General features: G+C 73.5%; 22 protein-coding genes. 14 read left to right on the forward strand and 8 right to left on the reverse strand.

The window, feature by feature from the left end:
• The first annotated feature begins 6 nt into the window (after positions 1-6).
• Positions 7-1,170, forward strand: coding sequence for a geranylgeranyl reductase family protein (locus AC5RWQ_RS29170; RefSeq protein ID WP_494285843.1), 1,164 nt, complete (start codon positions 7-9; stop codon positions 1,168-1,170).
• 31 nt (positions 1,171-1,201) lie between these two features.
• The gene (locus AC5RWQ_RS29175; protein WP_494285814.1) at positions 1,202-1,972 is read left to right on the forward strand and encodes an isoprenyl transferase; all 771 of its coding nucleotides are present in this window, start codon (positions 1,202-1,204) and stop codon (positions 1,970-1,972) included.
• A 19-nt stretch (positions 1,973-1,991) separates the two neighbouring features.
• Here AC5RWQ_RS29175 and otsB read toward each other — a convergent pair whose 3' ends face one another.
• The 3 genes from otsB to AC5RWQ_RS29190 form a co-directional block, all read right to left on the reverse strand.
• Complete coding sequence (gene otsB / locus AC5RWQ_RS29180) at positions 1,992-2,816, reverse strand: trehalose-phosphatase (protein WP_494285815.1); 825 nt, start codon at positions 2,814-2,816, stop codon at positions 1,992-1,994.
• 92 nt (positions 2,817-2,908) lie between these two features.
• Positions 2,909-3,262: a hypothetical protein gene (locus AC5RWQ_RS29185; protein ID WP_494285816.1), complete on the reverse strand. Its 354-nt coding sequence runs from the start codon at positions 3,260-3,262 to the stop codon at positions 2,909-2,911.
• A 162-nt stretch (positions 3,263-3,424) separates the two neighbouring features.
• Positions 3,425-3,865, reverse strand: coding sequence for an XRE family transcriptional regulator (locus tag AC5RWQ_RS29190; protein ID WP_494285817.1), 441 nt, complete (start codon positions 3,863-3,865; stop codon positions 3,425-3,427).
• 264 nt (positions 3,866-4,129) lie between these two features.
• Here AC5RWQ_RS29190 and AC5RWQ_RS29195 point away from each other — a divergent pair, with 264 nt between their 5' ends.
• From AC5RWQ_RS29195 to AC5RWQ_RS29220, 6 genes are all read left to right on the forward strand, one after another.
• Complete coding sequence (locus AC5RWQ_RS29195; RefSeq protein WP_334485113.1) at positions 4,130-4,474, forward strand: hypothetical protein; 345 nt, start codon at positions 4,130-4,132, stop codon at positions 4,472-4,474.
• Positions 4,475-4,505: 31 nt separating this feature from the next.
• A complete protein-coding gene (locus tag AC5RWQ_RS29200) occupies positions 4,506-4,901 on the forward strand; it encodes a hypothetical protein (protein ID WP_494285818.1) in 396 nt (131 codons plus the stop codon).
• Between the two features lie 353 nt (positions 4,902-5,254).
• Complete coding sequence (gene phoH2, locus AC5RWQ_RS29205) at positions 5,255-6,670, forward strand: RNA 5'-3' helicase PhoH2 (RefSeq protein ID WP_494285819.1); 1,416 nt, start codon at positions 5,255-5,257, stop codon at positions 6,668-6,670.
• Positions 6,671-6,957: 287 nt separating this feature from the next.
• Positions 6,958-7,659 (forward strand): aggregation-promoting factor C-terminal-like domain-containing protein, encoded by a 702-nt coding sequence (locus AC5RWQ_RS29210; RefSeq protein ID WP_494285820.1) that lies wholly within the window; start codon positions 6,958-6,960, stop codon positions 7,657-7,659.
• Between the two features lie 111 nt (positions 7,660-7,770).
• Complete coding sequence (locus AC5RWQ_RS29215; RefSeq protein ID WP_494285821.1) at positions 7,771-8,427, forward strand: rhomboid family intramembrane serine protease; 657 nt, start codon at positions 7,771-7,773, stop codon at positions 8,425-8,427.
• Positions 8,428-8,544: 117 nt separating this feature from the next.
• Entirely contained in the window at positions 8,545-9,513 is a 969-nt protein-coding gene (locus AC5RWQ_RS29220; RefSeq protein WP_494285822.1) for an NAD(P)/FAD-dependent oxidoreductase, read from the forward strand.
• A 27-nt stretch (positions 9,514-9,540) separates the two neighbouring features.
• On the opposite strand, the gene AC5RWQ_RS29225 is transcribed toward AC5RWQ_RS29220, so the two are convergent.
• Positions 9,541-10,233, reverse strand: coding sequence for a TetR/AcrR family transcriptional regulator (locus AC5RWQ_RS29225; protein ID WP_494285823.1), 693 nt, complete (start codon positions 10,231-10,233; stop codon positions 9,541-9,543).
• Positions 10,234-10,373: 140 nt separating this feature from the next.
• On the opposite strand from AC5RWQ_RS29225, the gene AC5RWQ_RS29230 reads away from it, so the two are divergent.
• Complete coding sequence (locus tag AC5RWQ_RS29230; RefSeq protein ID WP_494285824.1) at positions 10,374-11,291, forward strand: NAD-dependent epimerase/dehydratase family protein; 918 nt, start codon at positions 10,374-10,376, stop codon at positions 11,289-11,291.
• An 18-nt stretch (positions 11,292-11,309) separates the two neighbouring features.
• Here AC5RWQ_RS29230 and AC5RWQ_RS29235 read toward each other — a convergent pair whose 3' ends face one another.
• On the reverse strand, positions 11,310-12,281 hold the full coding sequence (locus AC5RWQ_RS29235) for a DMT family transporter (protein WP_494285825.1): 972 nt from the start codon (positions 12,279-12,281) through the stop codon (positions 11,310-11,312).
• The gene (gene glpX, locus AC5RWQ_RS29240; protein WP_494285826.1) at positions 12,278-13,309 is read right to left on the reverse strand and encodes a class II fructose-bisphosphatase; all 1,032 of its coding nucleotides are present in this window, start codon (positions 13,307-13,309) and stop codon (positions 12,278-12,280) included. The genes AC5RWQ_RS29235 and glpX overlap by 4 nt, the downstream gene beginning before the upstream one ends.
• 157 nt (positions 13,310-13,466) lie before the next feature.
• Between glpX and AC5RWQ_RS29245 the strand changes: the two genes are divergently transcribed.
• Positions 13,467-14,252, forward strand: coding sequence for a DUF4245 domain-containing protein (locus AC5RWQ_RS29245; protein WP_494285827.1), 786 nt, complete (start codon positions 13,467-13,469; stop codon positions 14,250-14,252).
• A 152-nt stretch (positions 14,253-14,404) separates the two neighbouring features.
• Positions 14,405-15,247 carry a hypothetical protein gene (locus tag AC5RWQ_RS29250; protein WP_494285828.1) on the forward strand — a complete coding sequence of 281 codons (843 nt, stop codon included), beginning with the start codon at positions 14,405-14,407 and terminating at the stop codon, positions 15,245-15,247.
• 67 nt (positions 15,248-15,314) lie between these two features.
• Here the strand turns inward: AC5RWQ_RS29250 and AC5RWQ_RS29255 are convergent, their stop codons facing one another.
• Positions 15,315-15,527, reverse strand: a complete 213-nt coding sequence (locus AC5RWQ_RS29255; protein WP_334485203.1) for an exodeoxyribonuclease VII small subunit — start codon at positions 15,525-15,527, stop codon at positions 15,315-15,317.
• A gap of 63 nt (positions 15,528-15,590) precedes the next feature.
• Positions 15,591-16,805, reverse strand: coding sequence for an exodeoxyribonuclease VII large subunit (gene xseA, locus AC5RWQ_RS29260; RefSeq protein WP_494285829.1), 1,215 nt, complete (start codon positions 16,803-16,805; stop codon positions 15,591-15,593).
• 91 nt (positions 16,806-16,896) lie between these two features.
• Between xseA and AC5RWQ_RS29265 the strand changes: the two genes are divergently transcribed.
• The 3 genes from AC5RWQ_RS29265 to AC5RWQ_RS29275 all read left to right on the forward strand — a co-directional run bounded on the left by AC5RWQ_RS29265 (position 16,897) and on the right by AC5RWQ_RS29275 (position 18,949).
• Positions 16,897-17,223 (forward strand): hypothetical protein, encoded by a 327-nt coding sequence (locus AC5RWQ_RS29265; protein WP_494285830.1) that lies wholly within the window; start codon positions 16,897-16,899, stop codon positions 17,221-17,223.
• A gap of 247 nt (positions 17,224-17,470) precedes the next feature.
• Positions 17,471-18,457 (forward strand): 4-hydroxy-3-methylbut-2-enyl diphosphate reductase, encoded by a 987-nt coding sequence (locus AC5RWQ_RS29270; RefSeq protein WP_494285831.1) that lies wholly within the window; start codon positions 17,471-17,473, stop codon positions 18,455-18,457.
• A 39-nt stretch (positions 18,458-18,496) separates the two neighbouring features.
• Positions 18,497-18,949 carry a hypothetical protein gene (locus tag AC5RWQ_RS29275; RefSeq protein WP_494285832.1) on the forward strand — a complete coding sequence of 151 codons (453 nt, stop codon included), beginning with the start codon at positions 18,497-18,499 and terminating at the stop codon, positions 18,947-18,949.
• Positions 18,950-19,014: the final 65 nt, after the last annotated feature.

The following is a 19,014-nucleotide window of genomic DNA, read 5'->3' on the forward strand; positions in this document are numbered from 1 at the left end:
GGGTGGGTGGGGGTGGAGGGAGTCGGCGTGGGTGAGGAGTTCGACCTGATCGTGGTCGGGGCAGGGCCGGCCGGGTCCGCCGCCGCGCTGGCCGCCCGCCGGGCCGGTGCCCGGGTGCTGCTGCTGGACCGCGCCGACTTCCCCCGGGACAAGGCGTGCGGGGACGGCATCGCCGCGCACGCGCTGGACGTCCTCGCCGAGCTGGGCGTCACCGGCGCGGTGGCCGGGTACCCGCCGCTCCCCGCGCTGCGCCTGATCGGCCCGGGCGGTGGGGCGGTGGCCCGGGCGCTGCCCCGGCCGGCGTACACCGTGCCCCGGAAGGTCTTCGACGCCCGGCTGGTGGCGGCGGCGGTCGCGGCCGGCGCGCAGCTGCGCCGGCACACCGTCCGCCGGGTGGAGCTGCGCGACGACCGGGTGGTGCTCGACGGGGAGCTGTCCGGCCGGGCGGTGGTCGGGGCGGACGGCGCCGGGTCGGTGGTCCGCCGGGCGCTCGGCCGGCCGGTCAACCCGGACCGGCACCTCGCGCTGGCCATCCGGGGATACGCCCCGGCCCGACCCGGTCCGCCCGAGCAGCTCATCGTCACGTCGAAGCCGCGCTGGCCGGCGTACGCCTGGTCGTTCCCGATCGGCGACGGCCGGGCGAACGTCGGGTACGGGGAGGTGCTGCGGGGCGAGCCGCTGAGCCGGGCGCACCTGCTCGACCGGCTCGCCGTGCTGCTGCCGGGGACCGACCCGGCCACGGTCACCGGGCTGCGCGCCCACCACCTGCCGCTCTCCACGTACCGGCCCCCGCCCGGCCGGGGCCGGGTGGTGCTGGCCGGCGACGCGCTCTCGCTGATCAACCCGTTCACCGGCGAGGGGATCTTCTACGCGCTGCTCTCCGGGGCGCTGGCCGGGGCGGCCGCCGCGGCGACGCCGGAACGGGCCGCCGTCCGGTACGCCGCCGCGCTGCGCCGGCGGCTCGGCACCCACCTGCGGCACAGCTCGGTCGCGGCCTGGCTGGGCCGCCGGCGGTGGGTGGTGGACGCGGCGGTGCGGGCGGCCCGCCGGGACGACCGGGTCTACGCCACCGTGGTCGAGCTGGGGCTGGGCGACGGCCGGCTCGACGCGCGCACCCTAGCGATGATCGGCATCGGTCTCTCGGCGTCAGATCGGCCACCGAGGCGATGATCCGTCCGGTGGGTCGCTACCCTGCAAGGTGATGACTCTGCGGAAACTTATCTACTCCGTCTACGAGCGCCGGCTGACGGCCAAGCTCGCGGGCCGCCCGGTGCCCCAGCACGTCGGTGTGATGTGCGACGGCAACCGCAGGTGGGCGCGGGAGATGGGCTTCGTCGACCCCAACGACGGGCACCGGATGGGCGCCGAGCGGATCAAGGAGCTGCTGCGCTGGTGCGACGCGGCCGGCGTCGGCCACGTCACGCTCTGGCTGCTCTCCACCGACAATCTCTCCCGGCCGGCCGAGGAACTCGACCCGCTGCTGCAGATCATCGAGGACCTGACCACCGAGCTGGCCGAGGAGGGCAACCCCTGGCGGCTGCGGATGGTCGGCGCGCTCGACGTGCTGCCCGCGCAGCACGCGCAGGCCCTCAAGGCGGCCGAGGAGCGCACCCGCACCCGTACCGGCGGCGCCCAGGTCAACATCGCCGTCGGGTACGGCGGCCGGCGCGAGATCGCCGACGCCGTGCGGTCGCTGCTGCTGGAGCACGCGGCGAAGGGCGGCACCATCGAGGAGCTGGCCGGCGCGCTGGACGTCGAGCACATCTCCGAGCACCTCTACACCCGGGGCCTGCCGGACCCGGATCTGATCATCCGGACCAGCGGGGAGCAGCGCCTCTCCGGCTTCATGCTCTGGCAGTCGGCGCACTCGGAGTTCTACTTCTGCGAGCTCAACTGGCCCGACTTCCGTCGCGTCGACTTCCTCCGCGCCCTGCGCTCCTACGCCACCCGGCAACGCCGCTTCGGCACCTGACCCGAACCTCGGGCGGTCGTCAGGTCAGGTGGGACAGGGCGGCGGTGAGGAAGTCGCCCAACGCGGCGGGGGAGTCCAGGGTGAGGTCGGCGGCGTCGGCCACCTCGTGACCGGTCTCGGGGTTGGCCACCGCGACGCAGACACCGAGGAAGTCCGGGTCCGCGGCGGCCCGGGCGCGCAGCGCGGCGAAGGCCTTGATGTCGGAGACGTCGTCGCCGAAGTACCAGGCGCCGCCGGCGTCCCGGACCACCTCGCCGATGACGAGGCCCTTGTCCCGGTCGACCGGGGGCTTGAGCTCCAGCACCATCCGGCCGGCCTGCACCTTCAGCCCCAGCCGCTCGGCCTGCGCCCGGCCCCACGCCTCGATCTGCGCGCCGAGGTGCGGCGCGGTACGCCAGTGCAGCGCCACGCTCAGCCGCTTGAACTCCACCAGCGTGCCGGTGGGCAGCTCGGCCCGGGCCAGGTCGGCCAGCTCGGACATGGTCGGCACCCAGGGCAGCGCGGCCGGCTCGGTGACCGTCTCGCCGCCGGAGTGGCTGTGCTCCAGGCCGTACAGACCGTAGAGGTCGATGCCGGCGAGGCCGCCGAGGTGGTCCCGGAGGAAGTCGACCGGGCGGGCGGAGACGATCGCCACCCGCTGCACCACCGGGGCGAGCGCCTCCAGCGCGGAGAGCACCTTCGGCGCCGGCTGCACCGCGGTCGGGTCGTCGTCGACGGGCGCGAGGGTGCCGTCGAAGTCGAAGAAGAGCACGGTGGCGCCCGCCCGCGCGGCGGTGGCCCGCCAGGCGTGGTCGGCGTCCAACGGGGTCTTCGGCTGCTGGTTGCCCAGATTCAACGGCGGCACGCGCGACAGCGTACCCCGGCGGTGGCGGCTCATTCGTGGCCGCGAGGTGACGCCGTTGACACCGTCGGGCCGGGCGCTCCGGCAGGGTGCGGTCAGCGTTCGGCGGCTCCCCGACTGCGTCGTCCGAACGGCACCACGGCCGCCTCCTGGCCGTGGCTGAGCAGGTAACCCTCCACGAAGCCGGTGTTCCGGTCCCCGGTGTGGGTCTCGATCTCCTTCAGCCGGTCCACCAGGAATTCGCTGAGCGCGGTGACCCGGTTGTCGAGTCTCTCGTGCAGCTCGGCGACGACGGCCAGGACGACCGCGGTGCCGGCGGTGGTGAGTGCGAAGAGGTTGAGGACCAGTGGAATCTGCTCGCCCTCGACCGCGCCGATCACCACATTGGCGGTCACGCACGATGTCACCGACACCGCCGCGACCACGACTGCCCACCATTTAAGGGTCACGGACAGACCCCTCCTTCTGTCCCGCAGGGCTGGGTTCGGCCTTGTCCCGTCCCCCCGCCGATGACGAGCCCAAGCAGTACGAATACGGACGCTAGCCTGCCCGTTCCGGCCCCGGAGCGAAACGAAGGTGTCTGACCAGCCGTTCTTTCGCCATTTGAGGAACTACCCGGCCCGTTCCTCTCGCTTTCGGACATTCACCGGGAGAGTCGGGCGGTATGCGAGGTAGCGAATGGTTTCTCGAATGTGGAACTTCTCCGCGTCGGAGACCGCCGGGTCCACCAGCCGGCGCAGCAGAGCCTCGACGTCCGGGTCCATCGGCGGCGGGGTCGCCGGGCCGCGGGGCGCGGCCGCCCGGTCCCAGCCCAGCGCGGCGAAGGCGGCTGCCGGGTCGAGGCCCAGCCCCTTGCAGAAGGCGACCACCCGCTCGGCCTCGGGGTCGCTGGCCCAGTCCCCGCGTACCCAGCGGTTGATGGTCTGTCGGGAGACGCCGGTACGGCGGGAGACCTCGGTGCCGGTCCAGGCCCGCATGGCCCGCGCGTCGTCCAGGGCGCGGCGGACGAAGGTGGCGAATGCGATCTTCCGTGCGGGGGCGGTCTCGGTCACCTCGTGACGGTACGGCGCGAGGGTCGGCGCGGGACGACCGGGCACACGTTTGTCACGTAAGCGGGACGCTCTCTCCGGGTAGCCGGTAAACGATCCGGAGGCCTTTCTGAGGGGTGTCACCTGGGCAGAATAGATGGACTTAGGTGCGAAGGTAACCGGACGAAAAGCTGATACTGTCACGCTCATGGGACAATCTACGGTGTGTCACGTGCATGAGACGATAAGTGCTCACATGCGTCACGCCCTTCCCGCGAAGGAGGTGTGGTGACCGAACTCGCGACCCGTGCCCAGGCCTTCGGTCTGGTCGCGGAGGGGGTGGCCGCGGGTCTGAGCGCGCCCTGGCGCCTCTACCTCGCCCGGGGTTGCCGATACCTGTCACTGAGCGTCGGGGACCGCGACGAGTGGGACGCCTGGCGTACCCATCTCGGCTGCCCCGAGGTGAGCGTCCGGGTCTACGACGCCGGCGGTGAGATCCGGCGGTCCTCGGTCGCCGAGGTGGTCCTCGACGGCTGCCGGATCAGCGTCGAGCTGGTCGAGGAGGTCAGCACCGACGACCTCGAGCGGCTCCTGGTGGCGGACCCGACCGCCGCCGAGGGGGACGAACGGTGACCCGTGGGTCGCGGCGCACCGGGGCCGCCGGATGAGCCCCTTCCTCGCCGTCTTCCTCGTCCTCGTCCTCGGCGCGACCAGCTACGCTGCCGGCCGGCTGCACGGGCAGCTCAGCTACCGCATCGGCTACCGCTTCGGCTATCGCCAGGGCTACTTCGACGGTGACCGGGGGGCGTGGAACCGGCGTCGCCGGGACGCCCAGGCGGCGATCGCCTCCGCCCTGCCCGTGCCGGTCGGCGCCCCGTCGGCGACGGCCACCCCGGTCGTCCCCCTGGGCGGCGCCCCGGCCACCGGCCCGCGCGGCGGCGCCGTGGTCACCAGCACCGCCGTGCGGCAGGGCACCACGTACACCGGCTCCTCGTTCACCGCGGTGGCCCCGGTCGGTAGCCGGCAGCCGGCGGGGACCCTGGTTCGGCGGCAGGGCTGACGGCCCGGGCCACCGGCACCGACCCGGTGCGTCGTCCGCGGCGGACACGCACCGTCGGGACCACGTCAGACCGGTGACCGTGGTCCCGCCGGCCGGGATGCGCGCAGGGGGCATGCATCCCGGCCGGTCCGCCGCGCCGGCGTGCCCGCCCCGGTCGAGGGAGATCCATGTCGCCCTCTAGCCGAGGGGGCGCGCCGCCGCTAGCGTCTAGGCATGGCACGGGGTTCTCCCGGGCCAGCCGGCCCGCCCGGATCTGCGACCTCGCGCACGGGGTTCCGCATCCGACCCCGTGTCCCCGGGCACCGGAGGAGGCGGAACGCGGGTGGCGGATGCCCATCCGTCGGAGCAGGCCTGTGACCACTCGCCGTACGAGCGCCGGTGCCGACCAGACCCCGGCCGCGACCGCCACGACCCGCCGCGCCACCCGGAGCCGCCGTACCACGGCCGCCGCTCCGGCGGGTGCCGAGGAGCCCCGACCAGCCGGCCAGGCCTTCGTCCTGGACACCTCGGTGCTGCTCTCCGACCCGGCGGCCTTCCACCGCTTCGCCGAGCACGAGGTGGTCCTGCCCCTCGTGGTCATCTCGGAACTGGAGGGCAAGCGGCACCACCCGGAGCTCGGCTGGTTCGCCCGGCAGTCCCTGCGAATGCTGGACGACCTGCGGGTCAAGCACGGGCGGCTGGACCACCCGGTGCCCGCCAACGACCAGGGCGGCACCCTGCGGGTCGAGCTGAACCACTCGGACGACGGCGTGCTGCCGCCGGGTTTCCGCAACGAGTCGAACGATGCGCGGATCCTGTCGGTGGCGTTGAACCTGGCCGCCGAGGGCCGGGAGGTGACCCTGGTCAGCAAGGACATGCCGCTGCGGGTCAAGGCCGCCTCGGTCGGCCTGCGCGCCGACGAGTACCGGCACGACCAGGCCAGCGATCCCACCTGGACGGGCATGTCCGAGCTGGAGCTCGGCGAGGAGGAGATCGGCCGGCTCTACGCGGGTGAGGCGCTCGACGTGGGCGAGGCGGCGGGTCTGCCCTGCCACACCGGTCTGGTGCTGCACTCGGCGCGCGGCTCCGCGCTGGGCCGGGTGCAGCCCGACAAGACCGTCCGGCTGGTCCGCGGTGACCGGGAGGCGTTCGGCCTGCACGGCCGCTCGGCCGAGCAGCGGGTCGCACTCGATCTGCTGCTGGACGACTCGGTGGGCATCGTGTCCCTCGGTGGCCGGGCCGGCACCGGCAAGTCGGCCCTGGCGCTCTGCGCCGGGCTGGAGGCGGTGATGGAGCGCCGCCGGCACAAGAAGGTCATCGTCTTCCGCCCGCTCTACGCGGTCGGCGGTCAGGAACTCGGCTACCTGCCCGGCTCCGAGTCGGAGAAGATGTCGCCCTGGGCGCAGGCCGTCTTCGACACCCTCGGCGCGGTGGTGCACGAGAACGTGATGGAGGAGGTGACCTCCCGGGGCATCCTGGAGGTCCTGCCGCTGACCCACATCCGGGGGCGGAGCCTGCACGACGCTTTCGTCATCGTCGACGAGGCGCAGTCGCTGGAGCGGGGTGTGCTGCTCACCGTGCTGTCCCGGATCGGTCAGGGCTCGCGGGTGGTGCTCACCCACGACGTCGCCCAGCGGGACAACCTCCGGGTCGGCCGGCACGACGGCGTCGCGGCGGTGATCGAGGCGCTGAAGGGGCATCCGCTCTTCGCGCACGTCACGCTGACCCGTTCGGAGCGGTCCCCGATCGCGGCGATGGTGACGGATCTGTTGGAGGACATCCCGACCTGACGCCTCCGGGGCGCCGGATCGCCCCTCTCCGTCCGCATTCACTTTGTGGCGCAGGTCACAAATGGGGCCCTTGGTTTCCCATCGGCCTCACTGTGCGCGATGGTGTCCAACGAGCGCCCACGCCCCGACAAGATCGTTGAGCATCGTTCGTCCCACCCCCGGACGGGCCCGCCGCGACCGTCGGAGCGCCGGTGCGACCGGCTCCGGTCGGGGCGCTCGCGGCACGACCGCGCCCGGTGAGGGCCGGCCCCGGGCCGCGTCCTTGCCCCCGACGAAGGGACCACTTCGTGAGTCGGCTGTGGAGCCGGTTCGGCGCCCGTACGGCCGCTGTCGCACTGCTCTCCGTGGGCGTTGCCGGCGGCTTCTATCTGGGCGAAGACCGCGAAACCCAGCAACAGGGCCTGACCGCGCAGGTCGGCCTCGAGGTCGACCAGGCCGAGTACGACTACCAGCACGAGCGGCAGGCCGACCACCGGGTGCAGTCCGCGAAGCAGCGAGCCGCCGAGTACCAGGCGAAGCTGCGCGCGGCTGCTGCGGCCAAGGAGGCCGCCGAGCGGGCCAAGGAGGCCGAGGCCGCCGCGGCGTCCCGGAAGAAGGCCCGCGAGGCGGCGGCGAAGGAGGCCGCGGCCGCCAAGGAAGCGGAGACCAAGCCGTTCGCCGGCCCGATCCCCGCGTCCTGCGGCGAATACAGCGGCAACCGCGGGATCGGCTGCGCGCTGCTGCTCCAGGAGGGCTTCGCGATCGACCAGATGCCGTGCCTGGACAAGCTCTGGACCAAGGAGAGCGGCTGGAACCACAAGGCCTACAACTCCTCGTCCGGCGCGTACGGCATCCCGCAGGCGCTGCCGGGCAGCAAGATGGGCTCGGTCGCCGACGACTGGAAGACCAACCCGGCCACCCAGATCAAGTGGGGTCTCGGCTACATCGAGGGCCGGTACGACGACCCCTGCGGCGCCTGGGCGCACAGCCAGGACGTCGGCTGGTACTGATCGACACCGCGACGGCGGGGGTGTGGGCGACCGCACCCCCGCCGTTGTCGTACCAGCCACGACGGGCCGCCCGGCTGGCGGTTGTCGACGATTGCTGATAGCTCTGTGGGGGTGACCCTGCACCCGACCGGCGGCGGCGACCCGAACCGCTTCGGCACCGAGGCGTTCTACGCCGCGCTCGGCCGCGCCTTCGTCGCCATGTGCGCCGTGGTGCCCTTCCTCTTCCTGATCGAGGCGCTCGACCAGGGCCTCAACTTCGGCCTGGACGTCTCGGCCGGCATCATCCCGCACCGGATCCAGGGGCTCGACGGGGTCTTCTTCTCGCCGTTCCTGCACCACGGCTTCGACCACCTCTACAGCAACAGCATCCCGCTGATCCTGCTCGGCACCTTCGTGCTCGCCGCCGGCACCCGCCGCTTCCTCTGGTCCACCCTGATCATCGTGCTGGTCAGCGGGCTCGGCGTCTGGTTCACCGGGTCACCCAACTCGGTGGTGGTCGGGGCCAGCGGCGTCATCTTCGGCTACCTCGGCATGCTGCTCACCCGGGGCATCGTGGAACGCAGCTGGTGGAACTTCGCGGTGGTGCTGCTGGTCGGCCTGCTCTACGGCTGGCAGCTGCTGGGCATCCTGCCCACCGACGAGCGGATCTCCTGGCAGGGGCACCTGTTCGGGCTGCTCGGCGGGATCGTCGCGGCGATCCTGTTCCGCCGGCGCCGACCCCAGCCGGGCGGGCCGTACCACACCGAGTCGTCGTTGACCCTGCCCTGACCGGCGGCGACCCGCCGGCAGCCGGCGGAGCTGGGACATGCTTGCCCGGGCCCCACGGCGCGCCTACCGTCGGCATCAGCACGCGTTGATCCGCCAGCGGAAAGCGACGGTACGCCCATGCGCGAGGTCGATGTCGCGGTGATCGGGGCCGGCCCTGCGGGGCTGTTCGCCGCGTACTACGCCGGGTTCCGCGGGCTCTCGGTGGCGGTGATCGACGCGCTGCCCGAGCCGGGCGGCCAGATCACCGCGATGTACCCGGAGAAGTTGATCCTCGACGTGGCCGGCTTCCCCGCGGTGAAGGGGCGCGACCTGGTGGCCAACCTGGTCGCCCAGGCCGCCCCGTACGCCCCGGAGTACCTGCTCGGCGTCCGGGCGGAGAAGCTGTCGTACACCGACGGGAAACCGGTGCTCGGCCTGGCCGGTGGCGAGCAGCTGCGCTGCGGCGCGGTGCTGGTAACCGGTGGGCTGGGCAGCTTCACGCCGCGCCCGCTGCCGGTCGCGGAGAGCTTCCTCGGCGGGGGGATCGTCTACTTCGTACCGGAGCCGGCGGCGCTGACCGACCGGGACGTGCTGATCGTCGGCGGGGGCGACTCGGCCTTCGACTGGGCGTTGACCCTGCAACCGCTGGCCCGCTCGGTGACCGTGGTGCACCGCCGCGAACGGTTCCGCGCGCACGCCGGCACGGTCGCCCGGGTGCTGGACCTGCCGGTCCGGGTGGTCGTCAACGCCGAGGTGACCCGGCTGCACGGCGACGGGACGGTCACCGCGGCCGAGATCACCGTGCGTGGCGGGGCGGCCGAGACGCTGCCGATCGACACGGTGGTCGCGGCGCTCGGCTTCACCGCCGACCTGGGCCCGCTGGCCGAGTGGGGGCTGCGGCTGGACCGCCGGCACATCGTCGTGGACAGCGCCATGGCCACCAACCTGCCACGGGTCTTCGCCGCCGGTGACATCACCGAGTACCCGGGCAAGGTGCGGTTGATCGCCACCGGCTTCGGCGAGGCCGCCACCGCGGTCAACAACGCGGCGGTGGCCATCGACCCGACCGCGCACCTCTTCCCCGGCCACTCCTCCGACGCCCCCTGACAGCCTGTCCCGCCGTCTCGGGGCGGGTCAGCGGGGCAGCCCGATCAGGTCGGCCATCAGCCCGGTCTGGTGGTCGAAGTACGCGTCGCGGTGCGGGACGCTGCGGTTGAGCCGGCCGAAGAGTTCGAAGCTGATCAGGCCGAAGAGCTGCGTCCAGCCGGCCATGCCGCGGGCGAGCAGCGATTCGGGCAGGCCGGGGATGAGCCCAGCGGCGATCTCGGCCAGGTCGGCGCGGACCGGCTCGGGCAGTTCGTCACCGTCGGGGGCGGCGAGCCGGCCGTCGGTGAGGCCGTCGTGGAGGATGCCGACCAGGGTCAGCGGCGGGCGCTGGGCGGGCAGCACGGTGTCGTCGGGGGCGGCGTAGCCGGGGACGGGGCTGCCGTAGAGCAGCGCGTACTCGGCGGGGTGGGCGAGCGCCCAGTCGCGAGCCGCCCGGCACGCCGCGTGCCAGCGCCCGCGCAGGTCGGCCCGGTCGGTGCCGGCATCGGCCGCCTCCACCGCGTCGCCGAGCCCGTCGTACGCCTCCAGGATCAGCGCGGTGAGCAGGTCGTCCCGGCTCGGGAAGTAGCGGTAGATCGCCGAGGAGACCATGCCCATGTCCCGGGCGACGGCGCGCAGCGACAGGTTGGCGCCGTCGGTGGCCAGATGGCGCCGGGCCACCGCCTTGATCTCGTCGATCATCTCGGCGCGGACCCGGGCGCGGATCGAGGGAGCGGGCATGGCCCCACTCTGCCACGGACCGGAGCAGCTATCAAAATAGAGAGCACTGCTCTTGACGCGAGTCGGGCGGGGGGTCATGCTGGGTGGCGTCAACAGAGAGCACCGCTCTCGTTTTGTATCTCTGCTCGAAGGGCAGTCCCATGTCGCTGCACGTCATCGTCGGCTCCGGTCCGGTCGGCACCGCCACCACGCGGCTCCTCGTCGAGCGGGGCGACCGGGTCCGGGTCGTCACCAGGCGCGGCACCGGCCTCACCCACCCGGCCGTCGAGCGGATCGCCGCCGACGCCGCCGACGCCGACCGGCTCACCGCGCTCACCGAGGACGCGGTCGCCCTCCACAACTGCGCCAACCCCGCATACCACCGCTGGCCCACCGAGTGGCCCCCGCTGGCCGCGGCGCTGCTCACCGCCGCCGAACGCAGCGGCGCGGTGCTCGCCACCGTCGGCAACCTCTACGGCTACGGCCCGGTCGACGCCCCGATGACCGAGGCGACCCCGCTCGCCGCCACCGGGGTCAAGGGGCGGGTCCGCAATCGGATGTGGACCGAGGCGCTCGCCGCCCACCGGGCCGGCCGGGCCCGGGTCACCGAGGTCCGCGGCTCCGACTACCTCGGCGCCAACGGCACCTCGCTGCCGATGATGGTGCTGCCCCGGGTGCTCGCCGGGCAGCGGGTCTTTCTTCCGGTCGACTGGGACGCCCCGCACACCTGGACGTACATCGACGACGTCGCCCGTACCCTCGTCGCGGCCGCCACCGACCCGCGGGCCTGGGGACGCGCCTGGCACGTGCCCAGCTCGCCCGCCGTGTCCATGCGGGAGCTGGCCACCCGGGCGGCGAACCTGGCCGGCGCGCCCGCCCCGAAGCTGACCCGGATGCCCTACCCGGTGCTCTGGCTGGGCGGCCTGGTCAACCCGTTCGTGAAGGAGCTGCGGGAGACCGCCCACCAGTTCGGCCGGCCGTTCCTGATGGACTCGACCGCGGCCACCGCCGCCCTCGGCGTCGCGCCCACCCCGCTGGACCGCGCCCTCTCCGAGACCGTCGAGGCGCTGCGCGGGTGACGCCCGCGCCGGCCGGCGTCAGCGCCTCGGCGCCGGCCCCAGCGCGGCGACCAGCACCGCGACCAGCGTCAACGCCGCGCCGGCCAGGGTCGCCGGCCCCGGGTGCGAGGCCGCCGTCGGCAGCGCCACGTCCAGCAGTACGGCGCCGACGATCTGCCCCGCGATGGTGGCCAGCCCGAGCAGCAGCACGCCCGTGAAGCGGACGATGGCCGCCGCGATCGCGATGAACACGATGCCGATCGGGCCGCCGAGGTAGAGCCAGGGCTCGGCCGGGAAGGCGCCGGTCGGGCGACCGCGGACGGCCACCTCCAGGGCGAACGTGGCCAGCAGCGCCACCGTGCCGACGGTGAAGTTGACCAGCGTGGCGGCCAGCGCGCTCCCCGAGGCCGCCCGGATCCGGCCGTTCACCGCCTGCTGCCAGGCGATACCCACCCCGGCCAGCAGCGGTAGCGCCGCCAACGCCAGGGTGGCCGGGTCGCCGAGCCGGTCGCCCACCGCGAGCAGCACGGCCAGCACGGTCAGCACCGCGCCGACCAGCCGCGCGGCGGTCACCGGCTGCCGTCCGGCGGGGCCGATCCCGGCCCGGTCCACCGCCAGGCTGCTGCCCGACTGGCCGGCCACCACCGCCACGGTGAAGACCGCCACCCCGAGGGTGCCGATGGTGAGCCCCTGGGTGGCGACCAGGAACGCGCCGCACACCCCGCCCAAGCACTGCCAGGGACGCAGCGAGCCGTCCCGCAGCGCCGCCCGCAGCGCGCTCAGCCCCCGCCGCCCACCCGGGGTGGCCGGGACCAGCACCAGCAGTACCAGCAGGCCCAGCCCGAACGAGACCACCGCGGCGGCGATCCCGTCGGCCAGGCGTACCCCCAGCTCGCCGTTGATCCGGGACTGCACGGCCACGGCGAGCCCCGACGCGGTCGCCAGCCCGACAGCGGCGATCCGCCGGGATGCCGGGACGGTGGGCGGCGCCGCCGTCCCGGTCGCGCTCACTCCTGCTCGGCCAGCGGCCGGCCGTCGAAGTCGACGGCCGAGTAGAGGGCGAGCTTCTCCAACCGGTGGTACGAGTCGATCACCCGGATCGTGCCGCTCTTGGACCGCATCACGATCGACTGGGTGTACGCCCCGCCCGCCTTGTACCGCACCCCGCGCAACAGGTCGCCGGAGGTCACGCCGGTGGCCACGAAGAAGCAGTTGTCCCCGGTCACCAGGTCGTCGGTGAGCAGCACCCGGTCCAGGTCGTGCCCGGCGGCCAGCGCCTTCTCCCGCTCCTCGGGGTCGCGCGGCCACAGCTTCGCCTGCATCGCCCCGCCCATGCACTTCAAGGCGCAGGCCGAGATGATCCCCTCCGGCGTGCCACCGATACCCATCAGCACGTCGACGTCGGACTCGCCGCGCGCCGCCGCGATGGAACCGGCGATGTCGCCGTCGGAGATGAACCGGATGCCCGCCCCGGTGCGCCTGATCTGGGCGACCAGCTCGTCGTGCCGGGACCGGTCCAGCACGCAGACGGTCACCTCGGAGACGTCGGTGCCCTTGACCCGGGCGATCCGCCGGATGTTCTCCGCCGGGCCGGCGTTGATGTCCACCACGTCGGCGTACATCGGGCCGACGGCCAGCTTCTCCATGTAGAACACGGCGCTCGGGTCGAACATCGCGCCCCGCTCGGAGACCGCCAGCACCGCCAGGGCGTTCGGCATGCCCTTGCTCATCAGGGTGGTGCCGTCGACCGGGTCCACCGCCACGTCCACCTCGGGCCCGGTCCCGTCACCGACCTCCTCGCCGTTGAAGAGCATCGGGGCGTTGTCCTTCTCGCCCTCGCCGATCACCACGATGCCGCGCATCTGGATCGAGTTGATCAGCTTGCGCATCGCGTCGACGGCTGCCCCGTCGCCGCCCTCCTTGTCGCCCCGGCCGACCCACCGGCCGGCGGCCATCGCCGCAGCCTCGGTGACCCGGACCAGGTCGAGGGCAAGGTTGCGGTCGAGATCCTGGGGGATCCGCGTCCTGGTGTTCGTCATGACGGCTTCCTCCTCGCGACGTTGCGGGGTGGACCGGCAGGCGCTGCACTCGCCACTGCCGGCTTTGTCGCTGATCCTCACACGATGACAGGTCCGCCGTGGGCTCGGGGCGGTGGTGGGCGGGATCGGTCACTGACGCGGCTGCGAGAATGGGGCGGTGGAAGCCGCCCAGCCTGCCGACCGCGTACCCGCCGACCAGACCCCGCCCGACGGCCAGCCGCCGGTGACCCCGACCGGCGCGGGCGCCGGGTCCCCAGCCGCGGCGGCGACGCCCGCGGCCGGCCCGACCTCCGCCGACGAGCCGGAGACGGCGCTGGTCGAGTCGCCGGCCGGCCCGGCCGACGGCGAACGGGCGCTGGTCGAGCCAATCGCCGACGAGCGGACGGACGTGCCGCCGCCGACCGCCCGTCCGGCCCCCGCCGCGCGGGAGAAGGCCCGCTCCGAGCGGTCCCCTCGGGACATGGCGCTGTCGCTGCTGGTGCTGCTCGTCCCGATCGCCCTGCTGGTCGCCTTCTACCGGGGCTTCCTGGGCGGCGAGGAGCCGACCACGGTCGACGCCACTCCCGCCTACGAGCAGGCCCGCTCGGCCAACGCCTTCCCGGTCAGCGAGCCGACCGGGCTGGGCTCCGGCTGGCGTACGGTCAGCGCCAGCTACCGCACCGTCGAGGGCGGGGCCAACCTGCGGATCGGCTACCTCACGCCCGAGGGACGCGCCGCCCAGCTCGTGCAGAGCAACGTGCCGCCGGAGAAGCTCATCCCCGCCGAGCTGACCGCCCAGGGGCAGCCGCAGGGACCGGCCGAACTGCCCGGGGGCAACTGGCAGCGCTACACCGGCCGGGGCAACGAGCAGGCCCTGGTGCTGCTCGAACCGAACCGCACCGTGATCGTGGTCGGCGACGCGCGGGAGAACGAGCTGCGGCAGCTCGCCGGCGCGCTGCGCTGACACCGATCGGCGAAAGCGGACAACGGGGCGATTGTGGAGGACCGCTAGCGGGAACAGACACCAGGTGACCTGATCGGCTGGTTCGCCGGCCGAGCGGGGAGCGTCCAGCTTCCGGCGCGCTGTGGGCCGGACGACCCACTTGGAGAGTTCCCGTGACTGTTCGACGCTGGAGCGCGGCGGTGTTCGCCGCGACTCTTCTCACTCCCGGCCTTGTCGCCTGCAACGCCAACGGGACGACCGACCCGGCGGCCTCCGGCTCCGCGACCCCGACCGTGTCCGGCTCGGCGATCGCGCCCAGCGGCAACGCGGACGCCAAGCAGGCCCTGCTCAACTCGACCAACGAGATCCGTAACGGCAACTTCCGGTTCACCATGTCCGGGGCGGGTTCCACCGCCGAGGGGCAGGTGCACGAGCCGAGCCAGAGCGCCGAGATGAAGCTGACCATCGGCAACCCGGGCTCGGACCTGATGATGAACCTCGACCTGATCCACGCCAAGCCGGACAGCTGGGTGAAGCTTGACCTCGGTGGCAAGGCCGCCAGCAGCGTCCCGGGCGCGCAGCGGCTCAACCTCGGCAAGTACCAGCACCTCGACCAGGCCCGGATCAAGGGCAACAAGGCGCTGGGCTTCGACTTCGACAAGGTCGACCCGGCCGGCAGCGAGGTGCTCACCCAGGGCATCACCGAGGTACGACAGACCGGCGAGGGCAGCTACGCCGGCACCCTGGACGTGTCGAAGGCGGCCGAGGCCGGCTCTCTCGACCCGACGGTGATCACCGCCCTCGGCCCGCAGGCCAAGTCGGTGCCGTTCACCGCGAAGCTGGACCCGCAGGGCCGGCTCAGCGAGATGGTGCTCCAGATCCCGGCCGCCGGCCAGACCGCGGCGCAGGAGATCAAGGTCACCTACTCCGACTACGGCAGCGCGTCCGCGGCGCAGAAGCCGCCGGCCGACCAGGTCGTCGAGGCGCCGCAGGAGTTCTACAACCTGTTCAACTGAGTCGGCACCGGTGGCGGGGACGGCGTCGTCCGCCCCGCCACCGGCGTCTGGAGTGCAGGTCGGGTCGTCAGGAGTCGGCGTTCTGCCGGGCGGCGTCGATCCGGGCCCGGGCGCCTTCCAGCCAGCCCTGGCAGATCTCGGCGAGCTTCTCGCCCCGCTCCCAGAGGGCCAGCGACTCCTCCAGCGACGTGCCGCCGGCCTCCAGCCGCTCGACCACCTGGGCCAGCTCGGCGCGGGCCTGCTCGTAGCTGAGCCGCTCGTCCTTCTTCGCGTCAGTCATCGCGTCCATCCCACCACATCGTCGGTGCGGCCTCGGCCGGCCGGCCCGTCATGATCGCGCCCGTCAGCCGTCGACCGTCGCGGCCAGCTCGCCCTCGGCGAGGCGTACCCGCAGCGGGTCGCCCTTGGCCACCTCGGTCGCGGCACGCACGACGTGGCCGTCGGCGCGCTGCACGATCGCGTAGCCGCGGTCGAGGGTGGCCGCGGGGGAGAGGGCGCGCAGCCGGGCCAGGTTGTGCCGCAGGTCGTCGGCGGCGGCGCCGAGCCGGTGGTCCAGGCAGCGGCCCGTCCGGTCGCGCAGCGCGGTCACCTCGGCGGCCCGCTGGTCGACCATCACCTGCGGGCGGGCCAGCACCGGGCGGGAGCGGAGCAGGTCGAGCCGGTGCGACTCCCGGTCGACCAGCTGGCGCACCGCGCGTTCCAGCCGGGAGCGGGCCTGGCCGATCAGGCGCACCTCCTCGGCGAGGTCCGGGACCACCCGCTTGGCCGCGTCGGTCGGGGTGGACGCCCGGACGTCGGCGACGTAGTCGACCAGCGGCGCGTCCGTCTCGTGGCCGATCGCGCTGACCACCGGCGTACGGCAGGCGAAGACCGCCCGGCAGAGCGCCTCGTCGGAGAAGGGGAGCAGATCCTCGATGCCGCCGCCGCCCCGGGCGATGACGATCACGTCGATGGTCGGGTCGGCGTCGAGCACCTTCAGCGCGTCGACGATCTGCGGGACCGCGCCCGGCCCCTGCACCGCCACGTTGACCGTGCGGAACTCCACCGCCGGCCAGCGCCGCCGGGCATTGGTGAGCACGTCCCGCTCGGCGGCCGAGGCGCGACCGGTGATCAGGCCGACCCGCTGGGGCAGGAACGGCAGCCGGCGCTTGCGGGCCCGGTCGAAGAGCCCCTCGGCGGCGAGCAGCTTCTTGAGCTTCTCCAGGCGGGCCAGCAGCTCGCCGAGCCCCACCTGGCGGATCTCGTCGGCGCGCAGGCTCAGCGTGCCCCGCGCGGCGTAGAACTCGGGCTTGGCGTGCAGCACCACCCGGGCGCCCTCGCGCAGCTCCGGCGCGCCGGTGTCGAGGACGTCCCGGTTGGTGGTGACGGTGAGGCTGAGGTCGGCCGATGGGTCACGCAGGGTGAGGAAGACGGTGCTGGCGCCGGGGCGGCGGCTGATCTGGGCCACCTGCCCGTCCACCCAGACCCAGCCGAGCTTGGCGATCCAGGCGCCGACCTTCTGGCTGACCACCCGGACCGGCCAGGGCTCCTCCGGGGTGCTGCGCGGGGCGTCGGTCACCCGCCCACCCTACGCACCGCCGCGCCACCGCCCAGGGCGGCGGGCCGGGCGCGATTGTGGTGAGGTCGAACGCGGGGACAGGGGGTCGGGGATGGACGTGGACGAGATCAACCGCCGGTTGCGCCACGAGTGGGACCCGGAGGAGGGTTTCCTGGTCCCGCTGCGGTGGGGGCAGTGCGACCCGGCCCGGGCGGAGCGCTTCCTGTCGCTGCTGAGGGAGATCGACCCCGCCGACCCGGCCACGTTCGACCGGCGGATCGTCGGCCCGCTGTTCCTGATGCCCTACTACATGCTCGCGCACCTCCAGAACTCCGAGAGCCTCGGCGTGGACACCCGGGCCGGCCGGGCGGTGCTCAACGAGGCGGTGGAGCTGATCGGGCGCATCGTCTCCGGCGAGCGACGCCCCGAGGGCGGCTGACCGCGGCAACCGCCGACGGCCCGCAGGAGCCTGGCGAAGACCAGGCCGGGCCGCAGCCGCATGCCCATCAGCTCGATTTCGTCGGGGGTCTTCCGGATCACCATGAGGCGCGTCCTCCCGTACCGGAAAGCTTCTCCCGGTGGCCCCGCGCGCTGCCGGTCCCGCTCATTCCGCCAGGCTCCGTGCCCCCGGTGTGGTACGGGTCGCAGCCGCTGCCACCGGGAAACCCGGCACGTACGATGGTCGGGTGACCCAGGCTGAGACGACCCCCCGGACCGGCAAGCGCGTGCTCCTGGCCAAGCCCCGCGGCTACTGCGCGGGCGTGGACCGGGCGGTGCAGACCGTCGAGGAGGCGTTGAAGCTCTACGGCGCCCCGATCTACGTCCGCAAGCAGATCGTGCACAACAAGCACGTGGTGCGGACCCTGGAGGCCAAGGGCGCGATCTTCGTGGAGGAGAACGAGGAGGTGCCGGAGGGCGCCACCGTCATCTTCTCCGCGCACGGCGTCGCCCCCGAGGTCTACGAGCAGGCGAAGGCGCGCTCGCTGAAGGCGATCGACGCGACCTGCCCGCTGGTGACCAAGGTGCACCAGGAGGCGAAGCGGTTCGCCGCCGAGGACTACGACATCCTGCTGATCGGCCACGAGGGGCACGAGGAGGTCGTCGGCACCGCCGGTGAGGCCCCCGCGCACATCCAGCTCGTCGACGGCCCCGACGGCGCCGACAAGATCACCGTCCGCGACCCGAACAAGGTCGTCTGGCTCTCCCAGACCACCCTGTCGGTCGACGAGACGCTGGAGACGGTGGCCCGGCTCAAGCAGCGCCTGCCGCTGCTCCAGTCGCCGCCCAGCGACGACATCTGCTACGCCACCTCCAACCGGCAGCACGTGGTCAAGGAGATCGCGCCCGAGTGCGACGTGGTGATCGTCGTGGGCTCGCGGAACTCCTCCAACTCGGTGCGGCTGGTCGAGGTGGCCCTGGACGCCGGCGCCCGCGCCGGCCACCTGGTCGACTTCGCCGACGAGATCGACGACGCCTGGCTGGCCGGCGCCGGCACGGTCGGCGTCACCTCCGGCGCCAGCGTCCCCGACGAGCTGGTGCAGGACGTGCTGACCCACCTCGCCGAGCGGGGCTTCACCGACGTCGACGAGATCACCACGGCCAACGAGCGGCTGACCTTCTCGCTGCCGCAGGAGCTGAAGCGCGACATGAAGGCCGCGGCCGCCCGGGGCTGACCGCGGAACGGATCGCCGGCGGGGGCCGTCCAAGGAGGCATGAAGACTCCTCGGATGGCCCTCGCCGCTCTGGTCGTCTGCGCGGCGCTGACCGCCTGCGGCGACGACCGGACGGGCACCGTCAGCCCCTCGGAAGGAGTGCCGGTGAGCACCTCGCCCAGCAACGACCCGGCGGAGCCGGTGGATCCGGTCAGGCCGGCGCCGACCCTGCCCGCGACGGCCCAGCCCTCGACCGTGGTGCCCCCGACCAAGCGGCCCCCGCTCGGGCCGAGTCGCCCGCCGGGGCCCGGCGCCACCACGCTGACCGGCACGGTGCAGCCCGGGGTGGAGCCCCACTGCCTGCTGCTCGACGGGTACCTGCTGGTCGGCGGCCCGCGCGACGTGCTGAAGGCGGGCGCGAAGGTGACGGTGACCGGTCAGGTGCAGCCCGACATGCTGACCACCTGCCAGCAGGGCACCCCGTTCGTGGTCGAGGCCGCCCGGCCGGCCTGAGCGGGCACCCGGTCGAGGCCGCCCGCCCGGCCTGAGCGGGCACCCGGTCGAGGCCGCCCGCCCGG

The sequence above is a fragment of the Micromonospora sp. BS32 genome (assembly GCF_059089345.1).